Origin of the sequence: Streptomyces sp. CB01249, assembly GCF_001905735.1 — a bacterium.
Lineage (GTDB): Bacteria > Actinomycetota > Actinomycetes > Streptomycetales > Streptomycetaceae > Streptomyces.
The window spans coordinates 1,623,699-1,639,111 of the sequence record NZ_LISW01000001.1 but is presented as its reverse complement, the minus strand read 5'-3'; the positions used below and the strand labels follow the sequence as shown (position 1 = coordinate 1,639,111).

The following is a 15,413-nucleotide window of genomic DNA, read 5'->3' as shown; positions in this document are numbered from 1 at the left end:
CCGGGTTCCGCGGTGTTGTGATCAGGGCGGCACGGCCATTTGTGGCTTAGGTTGTGCCCACCCCCACATCGCCGCCGCACCGTGCCCGCCGGAGGATGTCGTGCCCGCCTACATAGCCCGCCCCACCACCGTGTTCCCCGCCCACAAAGTGACCACCGGTGAGATCGCGGACGACATCCGCGCCCATCACCCGGACCACCCGCGACTCGCCGCGATCCTCCGCATCGTGGCCAACACCGGGGTGCGCAGCAGGTACTTCACCCGGCCGCTGACGGCTCCGACGGTGTCGGGGGACGCCGGTGTCACGGCCCGGAGCGAGGCGGCGTTCGCGGACGCGCTGGACATGGCGGAGCAGGCGGCACGGGGTGTGCTCGGGGCGTACGGGCTGGGGCCGGGCGATGTGGACGCGATCATCACGACGCACTCGACCGGCTGGTCCGTCCCCAACATGGACATCCACCTCATCGACCGGCTGGGGCTCCGGCCGGACGTCCGCCGGATCGCCCTGACGACGCTGGCCTGCGCGGGCGGCACCCAGGCGCTGATCCGGGCCGTCGAGCTGCTGGCCGCGAGACCCGGGGCGACCGTCCTGGTGGTCGCTGCCGAGGTCATCTCCGCCGTGTACAACCATCAGGACGACGCCGTCGAGCACATGATCTACAAGGTGCTGTTCGGGGACAGCGCGGCGGCGACCCTCGTCACCGACGCCCCGCTCGGCCCCGGTTTCCGTGTGGGTTCCCCGGCCGACACCTACGAGCACGTCCTGCCGGACAGCCTCACCCGGTACGCCGGGCGCGTCGATCCGGCCGGGTTCCACTTCGACAGTACGAAGGAGGCGCTGAGCGCGGCGGACGATGTGCTGCCGAGTCTGCTGGACTGGCTCGGCCGGCCCTCCGTCGAGTTCGGGGTCATCCACCCCGGCAGCGCGCGCATCATCAGCGACACCGCGAGGGCCCTCGGCCTCGACGCCCACGACACCCGGCACTCCACCGCCACCCTGGCCGACGAGGGCAACCTCGGCGGTGTCTCCGTGCTCCGCATCCTCGAACGCACCCACGCCGAACCGCCGCCGCCCGGCGCCGACGGGATCACCGTCGCGTACGGGCCGGGCTTCGCCACGGCCGCGCTGCGCGGGACCTGGGCCGCCTGAGCGGCCGGGTGTCTCGGGTGAAGCCCGCTCAGCACCTCCCGACCGGGCCGTGCGCGTGGAGGAGCGCGAGCGCCGCGAGGGTGATGCCACAGGTGATCCGCCCCTCGGCCAGCCACCCCGGCAGCTCCTCGGGCGTGACCCACACGGGTTCGGTGAGCGATTCCATCGCCTCGGGCTCCGCCGGCACCGCGGTCGCCGCGTCCACCTCGGCGACGTACACCTGGATGGGATCGGCGAGGATGCCGGTGTCGGCGTGGATGACCCCGAGGGACCGCAGCGACGCGCAGACGAGCCCCGTCTCCTCGCGCAGTTCGCGGGCGGCGGCCGCCGCGAGCCCTTCCCCGTCGTCGCCCGACCCCCGGGGGAACTCCAGGGAGGCGGCCTGGATCGGGTAACGATAGTTCGACACGAAGGCGTACCCGGCCGGTCCGACGGGTACGACGACGGCGCCTTCCTTGCGCGCCTGCCAGCGCAGGTAGTGCCCGGTGGCCCCGGACGGGGCGACGACGTCGTCGTTGTACAACGTGCCGAAGCGGTTGCGGAAAACAGGCACTTCGCGAACCCGCCTGATGGGCGCCGGCACGACACCGGTCTGCACGGAACCGGGTCCGGTCACTGTGGTCACGGGGGCCTCCTCGGATATCTCCCGCCCCAGGAAGGTGCGCGGGGAGCCCGGGGTGTGACAGGGCCGACGGTTGACGCGCGCCACGGCGGCCGGTTTCCTGGCGCGATGAACGATCTTCGTATCGAACAGGTGGACGGCGGCGCCTCGCTCCTGGACTGGCAGTTCGTCCACAACGCCATCATCCCCACGGCCCCCCTGTCGTTCGCGGAAGTGACGGAGCGCGCGGGGCGCAACCGGCTGTGCGTCGCGTATGCGGGGGACGTGCTGGTGGGATGCTCGACGGTGCGCCCGCCCGGCGCGGACAACCCGGTGGGGACCGTGATCGCCCGCATCCTGCCCGAGCACCGGGGCCAGGGGTTCGGCGGGCAGCTGTACGCGCACGGGCTGGAGCTGGCCCGCGGGCTCGGCGCCGAGGCCATCGAGACGTGTGTCCTGGAGTCGAACCCCGAGGGCCTGCGGTTCGCATTGCGGAACGGTTTCGTGGAGACCGAGCGGTACGTCCTGCCGGGCGACACCGTGCCGTTCATCGACCTCCGGCTCGCCTGACGGCCGCACACACACCCACCGGGGCCCGCCGTTGCGCTCGGCGGGCCCCGGGTCGCGCGGAACGCGGTCAGGCGGTGTGGAGCGTCAGCCCGTACCGGTTCAGGATCTCGTTGATCGGCTGGTGCCAGGTCTCGCCGCCGGAGCTGCAGTTGCCCCAGCCACCCGAGGTGACACCCTGCGCCTGGTCACCGCTGATGAACGAACCACCGGAGTCACCGCCCTCCGCGCAGACGCTGGTCTTGGTCATCTGGTAGACCGCGCCCTGGGAGTAGTTGACCGTGTCGTTGGTCGCGAGGACATTGCCGCAGTGCCAGTGCGAGGTGGAGCCGGAGCGGCAGATCGAGGCGCCGATCGGGGCCACGTTGGAGCCCCGGACGAGCTGGTCGGAGACGGTGCCCCAGCCGAGGACGACGGGGACCGTCCACCAGCCGTTGCCCACGCTGACCCACGCGTAGTCGTCGCCGGGGAACGACGAGCCCTGGAAGTTGCCGATGAAGGAGCCGTCCCAGCCGCTGACCCCGGCACCCGCCTGGCCGCAGTGGCCGGCCGTGACGAAGCCGCCGTAGACGGAGAAGCCGATGGAGCACCGTACGTTGCCCGTGTAGTACGGGTCACCGCCGACGGTCCCGGCCGAGAAGGTCCGGGGCGCCTCGGTGGTCTGCTCGACGGTGACAGGACCGGTCGCCCGGGCCTTGCGCACGAATGCCTGGACATCGTTGTCAGAACGCTGGGACGCGACCACGTCCACGACGACCGAGTTGGTGCGGGGGTCGACGTGCCAGCTGCTGACGCCCTGCGGCGCGTCCAGCTTGTCGAGCTTCGCCTTGACCGAGTCGAGGCGTTTCTCGGTGTGGGTCACCATGCGCACCGCGGCGCCCGTGGCCCGTACGGCGTCGGCCTGTCCGGCGTCGGTGACGGCGACGGTCAGGCCACCGGTCGCCGGGTCGAACCAGGAGCCGCCGTACGCCGCACCGGCGGCGTGCCGGGCCTTCGGCTGGAGCGCGGTGGCGGTCTTCTCCTGGGCGATCCGCGCCTTGGCCTGAGTTGCCGTCAGGCCGAGGTCCCGCTGCATGGCGGTGAGCAGGCCGTCGGACGCGGGTGCGGGGGCGGCGGTAGGAGCGTCGGCGGCGGAGGCCGAGGGGAAGCCCGCGCCCGCCCAGGCTCCGAGGAGGAGTACGGCGGAGAGTGCGGTTCTCAAGGCTGTGGAGCGTCTCAAGGTCTTGGCCCTTCTGTTGTTCCGGCTGGGTGGGGGAGGAACAGCAGGCGTCCGAGGCGCCTCGTTGAGAGCGCTCTCAGAGTGTGCCGTTCCGGACTGTAGCGGAGAAGCCGTTAGCAGGTCCATGCCAATGACATGGGTGACCGTACGAGCTGCCGGCTGAGTAGCCGTACTCATCCCCCGCGCGCGGCCCCGTCCTACCGTCACATCAGATGAAGGAGCAGGTCCGGCCGTTGGGCGGGCCGGAACGCGAGCAGGGGGCGGGCGAAGATGGGCGGATCGCCGAGACGGCGCGGAACGGCGGCCGGGGTGGCCGGGGCACTGGTGTTCGGCCTCGCGGCCGCGCTCACGGGGTGCGGGCTGGTGACCACCACGAAGGAGGACCGCGCGTACGCCGAGAAGCTGGCCGAGAAGTACTACCCGGGCATTCTCCGCGTCATCGAGGCGCACACCCTGATCCCGCACTCCAGCGGTTCGGAGATCACCTTCGCGATGAACGACGACCCGGACGCGGTGGTCCGGATGCGGGTGGACGCCGACGCCGGCACCTGCAACACCCATGACTGCCGGGGCGTGATGGACGACGCGGTGGAGCGCGGGCGGCGCGAGGCGGCGGCGCTGCGGGTGCTCGTCGGCGCGTTCCGGCGCTGCGGCCACGAGGTGATCGCCGTCGACCCGCAGACCGGGGCGCCCTGGATCGCCGCCTCCCCCACCAACGCGACGGTCTCCGGCCTGCTCAAGGACATCGGAGCGTGCGCGCGGGAGTGGAAGGGCAGGACCAAGGTGAAGGGCGCGTCGGTCAACCTGGTCTCCCCGGCCGTCGCCGGGAAGCGGCCCACGGGCAAGACGTCGCAACCGACGGCCATGCGCCTGAGCGCGACCTCGCTGCTCGCGGCCCTCGGCTCGCACGCGTACTACAGCGCCGGCTACTCCGCGAAGGACGGGCGGGTCGACCCGGCGTCGGGCAGCGCCCGCATCGTCCGCCCCTTCGCCGAGCGCCAGAAGTTCGCCGCCGCCGTCCACAGCGCCGTCAAGGACCGGCTCCGGGCGGCCCACCCCCGCGTGCAGGTGAGCGACTACGAGTGGATCTGGCGCCTGGAGCCCGGGACCGTCGACCGGCTCACCGGGTACGTCCTGTACTGCGAGGAGCCCGACGGGGACAAGACCTGCCTGGGCGACCGGGCCGTGCTGGCGACCACCGACCTGGACGGGCGGCTGCTGGGCGAGCTGCGGGAGATCGGCAAGGTCCGCGAGGGCCGGGGACCGCTGCGACTGCCCCCGATGTGAACCGGTGCGTCAGGAGCGGGCGGGGCGGTAGGTGTACGGAGCCCACAGGGCACGGAGCGCGTCGCCGTCCCGCCAGTGCCCGGAGGCCGCCGCACGGTCAGGTGTCCCCCACACCCTGACGTGGCCGGCGCCCGGCTCCCAGCCCGGGTCGCCGGTGGCCGCGAACCCGGCCCAGGCAGCGGTCATCCGGTCCGCGAGGGCCCGGTCCCCGGGCGTCGGCGCGGCGCCGCCGATGAGGAACCGGATGGCCTCGTCGTCCACGTTGCCGAAGGCGAAGGGCACGTCGGCGCAGTGCCAGGCCCGCGCTCCCCCGCCCTTGCGGTCGAACCGGGACAGGAAGCCGCGGCCGCCCGCCGCCGTGTGGGCCTCGGCGAGCCTGCTGCTGTACACGCCGAACATCAGGTCCCCGTAGACGGCGAGGTGGAGGTCGTACGGTCCGGCGCCGGGCATGAGCGCGCGGTACCCGTCGATGAGCCCGGACGGCAGGCCGAAGTCGGCGGCGAAGCTCTTCAGCCGTTCGTCCGTGGGGACCGCGCAGGCGCTGCCCACGGCATCCATCAGCCAGTACTCCTCGGTCGTGTGGCAGACGAGCAGGTCGACGTCCCGGGACGCCCCTGCGGCGACGAGGGCGAGCGGGTCGTCGCGCAGCACCTCCCCGTCGGCGACCGGTCCGTAGATGACCGGGTCCCAGTGCAGCGCCCCGGAGCCGGGGTCCGCGCGGTAGTCCCCGACGACCTGGTCCGAAGCCTTCAGCAGGTCCTGCGGGGAGGCTCCGGTCAAGGGTTTCCCCGTGGCGGCGGTGACGCGGGCGGCGACCTGCTCGGCCAGCTCCGGGGCGAAGACGGGGCCGACCGCGCTGTGGGCGATCACCCGGCGGAAGAGCCCGTGCGCGCGGTCCATCACCATCAGGCAGACCGCGGAGGTGGCTCCGGCCGACTGTCCTGCCAGGGTGACGTTGTCCGGGTCTCCCCCGAACGCGGCGATGTTGTCGCGGACCCATGCGAGGGCGGCGATCTGGTCGAGCAGTCCCCGGTTGGGCGGGCAGGCGTCGTCCGGGACGTGGCCGAATCCCTCGAAGCCGACGCGGTAGTTGAGGGTGACGACGACGAGGCCGGTGCGGGCCAGGGCCGTACCGTCGAAATCCGGCTGGGCGCTCGATCCGAAGGTGTAGGCGCCGCCGTGGATCCAGACCAGCACAGGCAGCGGGCCCGGCGCGCTCGTGGGGGCCCAGATGTTGAGGCTCAGGACGTCCTCGTCGCCGGGCGACCAGGAGGGAGCGCCCGGCAGTTCGGCGGACTGGGGCGGGACGGGGCCGAACTCCGTGCAGTCGCGGACCCCGGGCCACGGGGTGCGCGGGCGCGGGGCACGGAGGCGGTTCTCGCCGAACGGCGGCTCGGCGTAGGGGATTCCGAGGACGGCGACGACATCGTTGCGCGGTGCGCGTCCGCGTACCCGACCGCTTGCCGTCTCGTACACACCGCTCTTGGTCAACGCGTCCCCGCTGCCCTTCGCTCACCGCTCCCCTGCTGAGAGCGGTGATCAGGATGGCTCACTTCCGGCACCGGCGCGACGGGAATTCGACGGAGGTGATCAAGGGGTCGGTCAGCCGGAATGTCCGATGGCGCTGCGGAGCATGGCCACGGTGGTCGCCGCCGCGGCCCGTTCCGCCTCGTCCTGCGTGGCGCGCACCCGCTCCTCCAGCAGCACCACTGCTGCCTGGAGGACACCGACGCGCACCGGAACGGACCGCATGGCCGTCAGGACGGCCGCCGCCTGTTCGGCCGGTGTGGCGGGCGCGGCCTGCGGAATGAGGGTGGTGATGCCGCGCCCGAGCGCACGGTCACGAGGCGGCTGGGCCGCGGGTGTGGTCACCGGGGAATTCTGCCGCACCGGGTGCCCCGAATGGTTCAGCGACCTGGCCGTGCCGGTGTGTTCTCCCGCGCCCCGTCGTGGACGCGGAGCAACAGGGCGGTCAGCTGGGCGCGTTCGCCGGACGTCAGGGGCGCCAGGACGTCGTCCTGTACGGCCAGCGCCTCGGACTTGAGGCTTTCCAGCAGATCGCGGCCGGCCGGTGTGACGGTGACCGTGACGCGTCGCCGGTCGGCGGTGTCGCGGGCCCGGTCCACCAAGCCGGACGCGCCGAGCCCGTCCACGATCTTCACGACGTCGCTGCGGTCGATCGAGAGCCGTGCGGCGAGTTCGCGCTGCACATGGGGGCCGAAGTCGGCGAGCGCGGCGAGCACCGCCATGTGCCAGAGCCTCAGCCCGCGTTCGGCCAGCCGGTCGGCGAGCCGGCCGCGCGCCGCCTTGCCGGTCTTGGACATGAGATAGGTCGTCATACCCAGGAGACTGGGAGGGGTTTCGTTCATCAGGTATATCGTAGGGCCAAACCCATGATGGGTGTGCACCTACTGAAGGAGCCTCCATGGACGCGCTGCATCCCCGCCTGCTGGTCGACCGGTTCGCCGACTGCTTCCGCTTCTACGACGCCGTGCTGCCGGAGTTGATCGGTGCCGTACGCGCCAGTGGCAGCGCGTCGGGGCCGTACGCGCACTGGGACGTCGAGGACCAGGGCGTGCTGGTGCTGTTCGACCGGAGCGCGATGGCGGCGGTCACCGGCACGAAGCACCTGCCCGCGGACCCTCCCCCGGCGCAGGACCGGTCGATGTTCGTCCTCCGTGTGGCGGACGTCGACGCGGGGCTGGCCCTCTGCCTCGGCCACGGCGCCGAGTTGACCGCGCCCGCGTGCGACCGCCCGGAGTGGGGGCCGGGGCTGCGCACCGCCCATGTGCGCGACCCCGAGGGGCATCTCGTGGAGCTCCAGTCCTACTGACCGGTGCCCTCCGGCGTCACTTCTTGGCCCAGGCGCGCATGGCGGAGCGGGAGGAGAAGTCCGCGACGTCCTTGTCGAGCGGCCGGTCGGTGTACTGGTGGATGCGCCAGGACGCCTTGATGCGCGGGTGGCCCGCCTTGACGTAGTCGGCGATCCAGAGCCCGTCCCCGGCGTACGACGTGGTGTCGTGGTTCAGCCAGAAGTAGCGGTTGCAGTAGAGCAGGACGCGGTGGTGCGGCCGCAGGCGCTTGACCTCGCGGATGAAGCGGTCCTTCTCGGCGTTGCTCGGCCGGGTGCCCTCGCCGTTCTGCTCCCAGTCGACGGCGAGCAGGTCGCCCGCCTTCTCGGGCGCCTTGCTCAGGAAGTACTCGGCCTGCGCCGCGATGTTTCCGGGCCACAGGAAGTGGTAGAAGCCGACGACGCATTCGGCGTCGCGGGCCCGTTTCGTCTGGTCGGACAGACGTGGATTGACGTACGAACGGCCCTCGGTGGCCTTGATGAAGACGAAGTCCAGTCCGTCCGTGTCGAACGAGGACTGATAGGCGCTGACATCGACACCGTGCAGCATGGGCGCCGCCTTTACAATCGGGGTGCTCTCTTCCGCTTACTTTCCCTGATCGTCCGTTCCCCACCCTCACTTGAAGCACGAATGCGCGTGTGTGCCGGGGCGCACGCTCCGGCACACACGCGCGGGCGGGCGCGCGCCCGCTATGCATCAGGCGTCGAATCCGGTGGAGCGGCTGACCTTCTCCCAGGCGAGCGTTTCGGCGCGGGAGGCGTCGAGCGCGCCGAGTACGGCGTCCGTCGCGTCGTTGCCCAGCGGCAGCCGCAGCGGGGTGTCCTCGGCGTCCAGCGCGGTCAGGATGGCCGCGGCGGCCTTGGCGGGGTCGCCCTCCTGCTTGCCGTCCGAGTCGGGCAGGCTGCTGCGGACCGGGCCGACGGAGTCCGCGTAGGCGTCCAGGGGCGCGGACTGGCGCAGGGCGCCGCCACCGGCGAACCCGGTGCGGAAGGAGCCGGGTTCCACGATCAGGACCTTGACGCCGTGCGGGGCCACCTCGGCGGCCAGCGCTTCGGACAGGCCCTCCAGGGCGAACTTCGTCGCGGAGTAGGCGCCGACGCCGGGGAACGTGAACCGGCCGCCCATGCTGCTCATCTGGACGACGGCACCCGTACCGTTGCGGCGCATGTGCGGCAGCACGGCCCGGACCAGGGCCGCGGGGCCGAAGAAGTGGAGGTCCATGAGGTCGCGCAGCTCGCGGTCGCTGGTCTCCTCGACCGCGCCGACGAGCCCCATGCCCGCGTTGTTCACGAGCACGTCGATCCGCCCGTACCAGAGGACGGTGTCCGCGACGACGTCGGCGATGCGGGCGGTGTCGGTGACGTCGAGCTGGACGGCGACCGCGCGGTCGGGGTGTGCGGCGACGAGGGCGTCGAGCGCCTCGGGCCGGCGCGCCGTGGCGACGACCGTGTCCCCGGCGGCGAGGGCGGCCTCGGCGATGGACCGGCCGAAGCCCGAGGAGGCGCCGGTGATCAGCCAGACGCGGCCCGAAGCGTGGTCGCGGGCAGGGGTGGCGGGTGCGGTGTTCATGTCCAACTCCGTTTTTTCGTCGGCGCGTTGCGGTGATCCCTTTATGTCACCCGCGCCCGGGAACGGTCCAAGACATGAATCCTCCGGAGCGATAAAGACGGCTTATGATCGCGCCATGGAACTGCGCCAGCTGCACTACCTCACGGTGATAGCCGAGGAGGAGAACCTGGGCCGGGCCGCCCGCAGGCTCTTCGTCAGCCAGCCGGCGCTCTCGTACGCGCTCAAGAGTCTGGAGGCGGAGCTCGGCGTCAAGCTCTTCGACCGTCACGCGGGTGGCGTCTCGGCCACGTCGGCGGGGCGCGATGTGATCGCCGAGGCGTTGCTGACCGTACGCCAGGCCGAGCGGGTGACTGCGGCCGCCGAGCGGCACACACGGGGCGAGACCGGGGTGCTGCGGGTGGGTTTCGAGGCGAGCGGGGCGGGCGAACTGACCACCCGGGCGCGGGCGGAGTTCGCCCGCCTCCATCCCGGGGTGCGGGTGGCGCCCAAGCGCTACGACTGGGGGCAGGAGGCCGACGCGCTGCGGGACGGCCTCACGGACGTGGCGTTCGTCTGGCTGCCCAACGACCTGACCGGGCTGACGTACGAGCCGGTGCACACCGAGCCCCGCGTCGTCGGCCTGCCCACCGGGCACCCGCTGGCGTCCCGCTCCGGCGTCTCCGTCCTGGAGGTCAAGGACGAGCCGCTGCTGTGGACGCGGCGGGCGCCCCGGCAGTGGGTGGACTGGTGGGCCGTCAACCCGCGCCCCGACGGGTCGGCCCCGGTCTGGGGGCCGACCAACGACAACGTCGAGGAGATGCTGGAGCAGGTGGCGCAGGGGTCCGCGATCTGCTTCGCCCCCGAGAGCATGGCCCGCTACTACGCGCGCCCCGACCTGTCCTGGGTGCCCCTGACCGATGTCGAGCCGCTGCGCGTGGTCCTGGCCTGGGCGGACGGCGCGGACACGGCGCTGGTACGGGGCTTCGCCCGTGTGGTGCGCGAACTCGCCGCGGGAGCGTAACCACTCACCCCGCTTCGGAGGCAGCCTCGGGAGCGGCCGGCAGGCTGTCCATGAAGGAGCTGACGGAGAACACCGCGTTCCCCGCTCCGGGCGGGCCGTAGCCGGGAGGAGAGCTGAGCCCGAACTCCTCCATCGTCGCGCGGTACGACTCCAGGAGCCGGATGTGGTACTCCAGCGGCGCCCCGTCCGGGTTGGTCTTGCCGAGCGGGGTCGTCGGCTCCGGGCACCAGGTGGTGAAGCGCGGGGTGATGCCGTGCGACATGAAGAAGCGCAGGCCCTCCGTGGTCGAGTCGATGGCTTCCTTCACCGTGGCGAAACCGAACGGCTCCGCCATCTCCACTCCGGCCACGAAGTTCGGGATGACGTTGCGCGCGCCGAACACATCCGCGGAGTCGAGGATGCGGCGGTGCCACTCGTCACGGCCGACGTAGCGCTCCTTGCCCGGGCAGTACAGCTCGAACAGGCGGCGGTCCCACACCTCGTAGTTGGGGTGGTAGATCTGCACCCCGTAGTCGTGGAACCGCTGGACGTCCGCCTTGGGCAGCGCCTGGGCGACGACCTTCCCGATCCAGCGGCCCGGGAAACGCTCCTCGATGGCCTTGGCGTACTGGCCGTAGAAGTCCGCCTCGTCCCGGCCGCCGATGTGCGAGGTGATGGCGCCGCCGGTGAGGGTGTACGCGGTGGAGGTCTTCGCCGTGTCGTACCGGTCGATGATCTCCAGCGCCTCCAGCACCTCCTCGACGGGCTTCACCCCGGTGTACGGGCGGCCCGCCGCCTTGTGCTGGCGCCAGTTGTGGTTGATGTCGCAGTACTGGCACTCCTCCTTCGCGCCGAAGTACTGGCAGACGCGGAAGACGGTCAGGTAGACGAGGTAGCCCCACTGGATGGTCGGGGCGACCTCCATCACGGACTTCCCGTTGGCGAGCGTGTGCCGGTAGTAGTCGGGCATCGGGGGCAGGCCGACGTCGGAGATGCGCCTGCCGTCGAGGTAGAGCCCGAGCATCCCGTCCGCGTCCGCCGCGACGCGGTACGGGGACGCGGGGTTGACGCGCACGGAGACGACGGTGCGCCGCAGGTCGTACGGGCCGCCGGTGAGGACGATCTCCTCCGGCGGGCGGCGCAGGGCGGCCGCACCCAGCTCCGGCAGGGTGCCGTGGTCGAAGGAGAAGATGAAGTACGACTTCGGCTTGACGTCGCCGCCCTCGTTGTCGCTGAGCGCGGACTCGTCGAAGGCGACGCCGCCGCGGAGCAGGTCCTCCTTGATGACGGCCTCACGCGGCACGTGCGGGAACTGCTCCATCAGCCGTTCGACGAGCCGGGTGCGGTCTGCGCTGCCGGGCTCGGTGCGGCTGGGATCGGTGCGGCTGGGCATGTGCGGGCTCCTCGGTCGGTCGTCGGCGTGTTCCGGATGCGACGTCTGTGCAACGAACCGCGGCCGCGGGGCGTTCTCTTCCCGGCTGCCGGATGCGTCACTCCCCGCCTCCCGATCCTATGTGACCGGTCAGTAAGGTGTGGGGGCGGGAGCCCGTCGGCCGTGCGGCCGGTCCGACGCCCGGTGGTGACCGCAGCCGGCCGCGGAACGGAAGTGCCCCATGCCCCGCACCATGTCCGTGTCGGACAGCGTCGTCGTGCGCACCGGGCCGCTGGAGGTCTACGCCCGGCTGAGCGACCCCACGGCGATGGGCCGCTGGAGCCCGGAGAACCTGGGCGCGCGGGTGCGGGGGGAGCGCCGGGAGGCGTACGTCGGCATGGTCTTCGACGGCCGCAACAAGCGGGGGCCGGTGAGCTGGACGACGCGGTGCACGGTGACGGCGGCCGACCCGGGGCAGCGGTTCGCGTTCCGGGTCCACGCGATCGGCGCGCGGCGGCCGTTGCTGCGGGGGCCGATCGCCACGTGGGAGTACCGCTTCGAGGCGGTGGAGGGCGGGACCCGGGTGACGGAGACCTGGACGGACGACCGCCGCGCCTGGCCGGACTTCGTGGCCAACGCCTTCGACCGGGTGGCGACCCGGGGGCACACCTTCGCCGTGTTCCAGCGCCGGAACATCCGCACCACGCTCGACCGCCTCAAGGCCGCGCTGGAGTCCTCGGACGCCTGAGGGTCACGCCGCCCAGTGCGCGGGACGGTGCAGCGACGACGGAAGCCGGGTGGTGGCGCTCCCCCGGGCGGCGTTCACCTGCGCCTGCGTCAGGAACAACGCCCCGGTCAGGTCGGCGCCCGTCAGGTCCGCGTCCCGGAAGTCCGCGCCGATGAGGTCCGCGAGGCGCAGGTCGGCGCCGCCGAGGTCCGCCGCGATGAGGTAGGCGCCGCGCAGATCGGCGCCCCGCAGGTCCGCCTTCCTGAGCCGGGCGCCCATGAGGTCGCCGCCCCGGTGGCTGCGCTTCTTGCGGCCGGTCGTGGGGCGGGGGGCCGTGGCGCGCACGAGTTCGCTCACGCGTCCGAGGAGTACGGCGACCTCGCCCCGGTGGGCGGCCACGTCGAGCTCCGCCAGGGCGGTGGCGTCGAGGCGGGTCAGGGCTTCGGTCGCTTCGAGGGTGCGCCGGATCTCGCCGCGCAGGGGGCGGGCGGGGGCGAGGCCGGCCGCCTCCGTCAGGTACCAGAGCAGTTCGTGGAGTTGCCGGACGACCGGGAAGACCTCGAACATCTGCTGCGCGGTCTCCGGTGCGCCGCGCCAGTCCCGGCCGCCGAAGATCTCCACCGACACCTTCTGACCGGCTCCGAAGCAGTCGTAGACGGTGCAGCCGGGGAATCCCTCGGTGCGCAGCCGCGCGTGGATGCCGCAGCGGAAGTCGTCCCGGAGGTTGCGGCAGGGCGTGCCCGCCGCCTTGTCGACGGCGAAGTCGGCGGAGCGCGTGAGCGTCAGCGCGACGCAGCACAGGGCGAAGCAGTTGCCGCAGTCGGCGCGCAGAGCGTCTCGGCCGTCTCCGTCCTGGCGGTCGGTGCCGGAGGGTCGGTCGGTGTCGGGCACGGTGGGTGGATCCTTCGGGCCGGTGTTCGTGAGCAGCACCGGAGCCTATCGGCTTCGCCTCCGGTCGGCCGTTGTCGGTGGTGCGGCGCACACTGGCAGGAGTGCGTTGCGGGGATGGGACGGAGGGGGTCGCGGATGGGCGGCGAGGAGGAGAGCGGGTTCGAACCGGCGACCGGGGACGGCCCTCCGGCTCCCGGCGATGCGGTGGCGCGCGCCGCTTCGGTGCGGTCGGCGTGGGCGGGGCTGGTGCAGATCAGGCGGCTGACGAACAGCGGCCGGGCCGATCCGGAGTCGGTGCCCGCGCCCTGGGAACTGCACCGTCCGGTACGGGCCGTGGCCCTGGCCCTGGAAGCCGCGGGGCTGCCCGCCTCGGCCGTCGGGCCGTCAGGGACGCGTACGGGGAAGGGTTACCGCGTGACGGCGGGGGCATCGCCGGGCACCGTGCGGGTGGAGTGGCTGGGGCCGGCCGGGAGCGGGGCGGCGTACGAGGAGGACGGCGAGCTGAACCGGTGCGCCGGTGCGCTGCGGGAGTCGGGCTGGACCGCGCTGCTGTACCGGGGCCCGCGCGGTCGCCGGTTCCTGGAGGTCGAGCCGCCGGCGGGTCGGCCGGACGGCCGATAGTCGCCGTGCCGTGCCGCTGGCCCGCCGCCGTTGTCAGACCCATGGGGGATGCTGGTGGGGTCCGACACCTCTGACCCTGGAGATGCTGAGATGCGCAAGGACGAACTCGCGGCGGCGCAGGCGTATGTCCGTTTACTGGAGGCCACCCGGGCGGCCCTCTCCGACCCGGACGACGCCCCGGTGTACCTGCCGTTGCTCACGTCACCGATGGAGGAGGCGGACGGGGCGCTCCGGCGGGCGGGGTTCGCGGGCAACGAGACGCGGTTCTTCGAACTGGTCGGGTCGCTCCGGCCGAGCCTGACGGGCAGCGGCCACTGAGGAGGGCGCCGGAGCGGTCCCGCCGCTGGGGCCTCAGCCGGCCTCGGGCAGTGGTGCGAGGCCGAGTTCACGGTCGCCGAGGGGCGCGAAGTGGCGGGCCACGTCCTCGTCCGTGACCTGGGCGAGCTCGGCGGGGTGCCAGCGGGGGTTGCGGTCCTTGTCCACGATCTGGGCGCGGACGCCCTCCACCAGGTCGGGTCCCGCGAAGGCGGCGGTCGAGACGCGGAATTCCTGGTCGAGGACCGCTTCGAGCCCGCCGAGGCGGCGCGCCCGGCGCACGGCTTCGAGCGTCACCTTGAGCGAGGTGGGCGCCTTGGCCAGGATGGTCGCCGCGGCCTGCTTGGCGGCCGGGTCCCCGTGGCCGGCGAGGCGGTCCACGATCTCCTCGACGGTGTCCGCCGCGTAGCAGGAGTCGATCCAGGCGCGGTGCGCGGCGAGCTCGCCGCCGGGCGCGGGGCGGGCGTGGTCCGCGACGGTCGCGGTGACGGCCTCGGGGGTCGCGCACTCGGCCAGGGCGGCGACGAGCGCGGCGAGCCCTTCGGCGGGGACGAAGTGGTCGGCGAGTCCGCAGAGCAGCGCGTCGGCCGCGCCGACCGCCTCGCCGGTGAGCGCGAGATGCGTACCGAGTTCGCCGGGCGCGGCGCCCAGCAGGTGCGTTCCGCCGACGTCCGGGACGAACCCGATGCCGGTCTCCGGCATCGCGATGCGGGAGCGCTCCGTGACGATCCGGACGGAGCCGTGGGCGGAGACTCCGACGCCGCCGCCCATCACGATGCCGTCCATCAGGGCGACGTACGGCTTGGGGAAGCGGGCGATCCGCGCGTTGAGCCGGTACTCGTCCCGCCAGAAGTCCAACGAGGTGGCGCCCCCGGCCAGGGCGTCGTCGCGGACGGCACGGATGTCGCCGCCCGCGCACAGGCCGCGCTCCCCCGCGCCGGTGAGCAGCACGGCGACGACGGCCTCGTCGCTCTCGGCTGCGTCGAGCGCGTCGGCCATGAGCCGCACCATGGCGTGGTTGAGCGCGTTCAGGGCGCGGGGCCGGTTGAGCGTGAGGTGGCGGACGCGTCCTTCGGTGTGCAGCAGGACGGGGTCCTCGTGGTTCATGCGCGCGCTCCGCTCAGCCCGGGTGCCGTGCCGTCCGCCGGTCGGGGGACGGTCCTCCGCTGCCATTGTGCGCGGGCCCCCTGGGGGCGGTCGGTGCGGGGTGGTTTCCGCTGTGGCAGGCGTGCCGGACCGGCCGGACAATTGAGGCACGCCGTA

The 15,413-nt window shown here is 72.7% G+C and carries 18 protein-coding genes; 8 read left to right on the top strand and 10 right to left on the bottom strand.

The window, feature by feature from the left end; all coding sequences use genetic code 11:
• Nucleotides 1-100 precede the first annotated feature (100 nt).
• The gene (locus AMK18_RS06930) at nucleotides 101-1,150 is read left to right on the top strand and encodes a PhlD (protein ID WP_073862062.1); all 1,050 of its coding nucleotides are present in this window, start codon (nucleotides 101-103) and stop codon (nucleotides 1,148-1,150) included.
• A gap of 28 nt (nucleotides 1,151-1,178) precedes the next feature.
• Here the strand turns inward: AMK18_RS06930 and AMK18_RS06925 are convergent, their stop codons facing one another.
• On the bottom strand, nucleotides 1,179-1,775 hold the full coding sequence (locus AMK18_RS06925) for an NUDIX domain-containing protein (protein WP_241836470.1): 597 nt from the start codon (nucleotides 1,773-1,775) through the stop codon (nucleotides 1,179-1,181).
• 105 nt (nucleotides 1,776-1,880) lie between these two features.
• On the opposite strand from AMK18_RS06925, the gene AMK18_RS06920 reads away from it, so the two are divergent.
• On the top strand, nucleotides 1,881-2,321 hold the full coding sequence (locus tag AMK18_RS06920) for a GNAT family N-acetyltransferase (protein WP_073862061.1): 441 nt from the start codon (nucleotides 1,881-1,883) through the stop codon (nucleotides 2,319-2,321).
• A 67-nt stretch (nucleotides 2,322-2,388) separates the two neighbouring features.
• On the opposite strand, the gene AMK18_RS06915 is transcribed toward AMK18_RS06920, so the two are convergent.
• On the bottom strand, nucleotides 2,389-3,537 hold the full coding sequence (locus AMK18_RS06915; RefSeq protein WP_198956946.1) for a S1 family peptidase: 1,149 nt from the start codon (nucleotides 3,535-3,537) through the stop codon (nucleotides 2,389-2,391).
• Nucleotides 3,538-3,807: 270 nt separating this feature from the next.
• On the opposite strand from AMK18_RS06915, the gene AMK18_RS06910 reads away from it, so the two are divergent.
• Entirely contained in the window at nucleotides 3,808-4,824 is a 1,017-nt protein-coding gene (locus AMK18_RS06910; protein WP_241836469.1) for an SCO7460 family lipoprotein, read from the top strand.
• A gap of 9 nt (nucleotides 4,825-4,833) precedes the next feature.
• On the opposite strand, the gene AMK18_RS06905 is transcribed toward AMK18_RS06910, so the two are convergent.
• From AMK18_RS06905 to AMK18_RS06895, 3 genes are all read right to left on the bottom strand, one after another.
• Nucleotides 4,834-6,300, bottom strand: coding sequence for a carboxylesterase/lipase family protein (locus tag AMK18_RS06905; protein ID WP_241836468.1), 1,467 nt, complete (start codon nucleotides 6,298-6,300; stop codon nucleotides 4,834-4,836).
• Nucleotides 6,301-6,426: 126 nt separating this feature from the next.
• Entirely contained in the window at nucleotides 6,427-6,696 is a 270-nt protein-coding gene (locus AMK18_RS06900; protein WP_073862057.1) for a hypothetical protein, read from the bottom strand.
• Between the two features lie 35 nt (nucleotides 6,697-6,731).
• On the bottom strand, nucleotides 6,732-7,163 hold the full coding sequence (locus AMK18_RS06895; protein ID WP_079199234.1) for a MarR family winged helix-turn-helix transcriptional regulator: 432 nt from the start codon (nucleotides 7,161-7,163) through the stop codon (nucleotides 6,732-6,734).
• Between the two features lie 86 nt (nucleotides 7,164-7,249).
• Between AMK18_RS06895 and AMK18_RS06890 the strand changes: the two genes are divergently transcribed.
• Nucleotides 7,250-7,657 (top strand): VOC family protein, encoded by a 408-nt coding sequence (locus AMK18_RS06890; protein ID WP_073862055.1) that lies wholly within the window; start codon nucleotides 7,250-7,252, stop codon nucleotides 7,655-7,657.
• A gap of 16 nt (nucleotides 7,658-7,673) precedes the next feature.
• Here the strand turns inward: AMK18_RS06890 and AMK18_RS06885 are convergent, their stop codons facing one another.
• Entirely contained in the window at nucleotides 7,674-8,225 is a 552-nt protein-coding gene (locus tag AMK18_RS06885; RefSeq protein WP_018104995.1) for a glycoside hydrolase family 25 protein, read from the bottom strand.
• 147 nt (nucleotides 8,226-8,372) lie between these two features.
• Nucleotides 8,373-9,245, bottom strand: coding sequence for an oxidoreductase (locus AMK18_RS06880; RefSeq protein WP_073862054.1), 873 nt, complete (start codon nucleotides 9,243-9,245; stop codon nucleotides 8,373-8,375).
• Between the two features lie 115 nt (nucleotides 9,246-9,360).
• On the opposite strand from AMK18_RS06880, the gene AMK18_RS06875 reads away from it, so the two are divergent.
• The gene (locus AMK18_RS06875) at nucleotides 9,361-10,245 is read left to right on the top strand and encodes a LysR family transcriptional regulator (protein ID WP_073862053.1); all 885 of its coding nucleotides are present in this window, start codon (nucleotides 9,361-9,363) and stop codon (nucleotides 10,243-10,245) included.
• Between the two features lie 4 nt (nucleotides 10,246-10,249).
• Here AMK18_RS06875 and AMK18_RS06870 read toward each other — a convergent pair whose 3' ends face one another.
• Nucleotides 10,250-11,617, bottom strand: a complete 1,368-nt coding sequence (locus tag AMK18_RS06870) for a radical SAM protein (protein WP_073862052.1) — start codon at nucleotides 11,615-11,617, stop codon at nucleotides 10,250-10,252.
• Between the two features lie 220 nt (nucleotides 11,618-11,837).
• On the opposite strand from AMK18_RS06870, the gene AMK18_RS06865 reads away from it, so the two are divergent.
• Nucleotides 11,838-12,344, top strand: a complete 507-nt coding sequence (locus tag AMK18_RS06865) for an SRPBCC family protein (protein ID WP_073862051.1) — start codon at nucleotides 11,838-11,840, stop codon at nucleotides 12,342-12,344.
• Nucleotides 12,345-12,347: 3 nt separating this feature from the next.
• Here the strand turns inward: AMK18_RS06865 and AMK18_RS06860 are convergent, their stop codons facing one another.
• Complete coding sequence (locus tag AMK18_RS06860; protein ID WP_073862309.1) at nucleotides 12,348-13,214, bottom strand: pentapeptide repeat-containing protein; 867 nt, start codon at nucleotides 13,212-13,214, stop codon at nucleotides 12,348-12,350.
• Between the two features lie 135 nt (nucleotides 13,215-13,349).
• On the opposite strand from AMK18_RS06860, the gene AMK18_RS06855 reads away from it, so the two are divergent.
• Together AMK18_RS06855 and AMK18_RS06850 are read left to right on the top strand one after the other, a co-directional pair.
• Nucleotides 13,350-13,835, top strand: coding sequence for a hypothetical protein (locus tag AMK18_RS06855; protein WP_073862050.1), 486 nt, complete (start codon nucleotides 13,350-13,352; stop codon nucleotides 13,833-13,835).
• Between the two features lie 90 nt (nucleotides 13,836-13,925).
• Nucleotides 13,926-14,153, top strand: a complete 228-nt coding sequence (locus tag AMK18_RS06850; RefSeq protein ID WP_073862049.1) for a hypothetical protein — start codon at nucleotides 13,926-13,928, stop codon at nucleotides 14,151-14,153.
• A gap of 33 nt (nucleotides 14,154-14,186) precedes the next feature.
• On the opposite strand, the gene AMK18_RS06845 is transcribed toward AMK18_RS06850, so the two are convergent.
• A complete protein-coding gene (locus tag AMK18_RS06845; protein ID WP_073862048.1) occupies nucleotides 14,187-15,257 on the bottom strand; it encodes an enoyl-CoA hydratase/isomerase family protein in 1,071 nt (356 codons plus the stop codon).
• Nucleotides 15,258-15,413 lie beyond the last annotated feature (156 nt).